2 protein-coding genes are annotated in these 1,323 nt (G+C 65.8%); both read left to right on the forward strand.

What is annotated here, in order from left to right; genetic code table 11:
- The coding region (locus ACYVDE_RS23085) for a POT-type proton-dependent oligopeptide transporter (RefSeq protein ID WP_460503878.1) at positions 1–682 on the forward strand (682 nt) is incomplete at its 5' end.
- Between the two features lie 163 nt (positions 683–845).
- Positions 846–1,323 (forward strand): TolB family protein (locus ACYVDE_RS23090; protein WP_460503879.1); only part of this gene is annotated, 478 nt, incomplete at its 3' end.

Genomic DNA, 1,323 nt, shown 5'->3' on the forward strand with positions numbered 1-1,323 from the left:
CGAAAGCCGGCCCGCCCTGCGCCGCGTGGCCGTGGTGTTCGCCTTCGTGCCGGTGCTCTGGATGCTGAACGAGCAAAGCTCCTCCGAATGGGTGTTGCAGGCCACGCACCTCAACCGCGAGCTGTGGCCGGGTTTCCGGCCGCTGGCCGAGCAGCTGCAGCTCTCGGGCATCGTGTTCGGCATCGGGCTGAACCCGCTGCTCACCTACGGCCTGTACCCGGCCCTGGCCCGCCGCGGCCTGCGCCCCACGCCGTTGCGGCGCATGGGTGCGGGTATGGTTATCGCGGCACTGGGCGTGGGCATTGTGGGCGTGGTGCAAAAGCAGGTTGATGCCGGCGGCCATCCTTCGGCCTGGTGGCAGATTCTGGCCTACTGCGTGCTGGTAGGCGGCGTCATCATGGTGGCCATCACGGGTCTGGAATACGCCTACACCCACGCGCCGCGCTCGCTCAAAAGCCTCACTACCTCGCTGTGGGTGCTCACCATTGCGGCCGCCAATTTTGGCCTGAGTCTGCTGAACGGCAGCATTGCGCGCGGCGGCTGGCTGGCAGGCCTGCACGGGGCCAATTTCTACTGGTTTTCGATGGCCCTGATGGCCGTGAACGTGACGTTGTTTGCGCTGGTGGCTTCGCGCCTGCCTGAAAGGACGTATCTACAAGCTGAATTGGACACGAGGACTTGATGCAGAACGATGTAGAGACGCAACATTTTGCGTCTCGCCGGCCGCGCCGCGTGGGTGATGTTCGGGTTTCGGCCGCACGTCACCGTTCAATGACGAGGCGTAAAATGTTGCGTCTCTACGTCGTTCCAGCCCCTGCGAGCCGCAGCATCACGTTATTCGGGCCATGAAACTACCTTTCCTCTCCCTGTGGCTCCTGCTGCTAGCTCCCGCCCTCAGCCACGCCCAGCGCCGCTTCGAGCTGGCCGACATCAGCCGACTGATGAATGTGAGCGACCCGCAGCTGTCGCCTGATGGCCGCAGCATTCTGGTAGTGGTGTCGCGGCCCAACCTCGGCACCGACCGCAACGAGGCCGAAGTAGTGCTGGTGGACGTGGCCAGCGGCCAACAGCGCGTGCTCATTGGCGGGCGGCCCACCGTGAAGAAGCCGCGCTGGTCGCCCACCGGCGACCGGGTGGCCTTTCTGGCGCGCACCGGCGCGGGCAGGGAAGCCCACACCCAGCTTTTTGTGCATAACCTGACCTCCGGCGAAGCGCGCCAGCTGACCACGGCCGTGGAAAACGTGCAGCTCTACAGCTGGAAGCCCGACGGCTCGGCCCTCGCCTACTCGGCCGCCGATGCGCCCGCCAACGCCGCCGAGATGG

The organism is Hymenobacter agri (genome assembly GCF_054778495.1).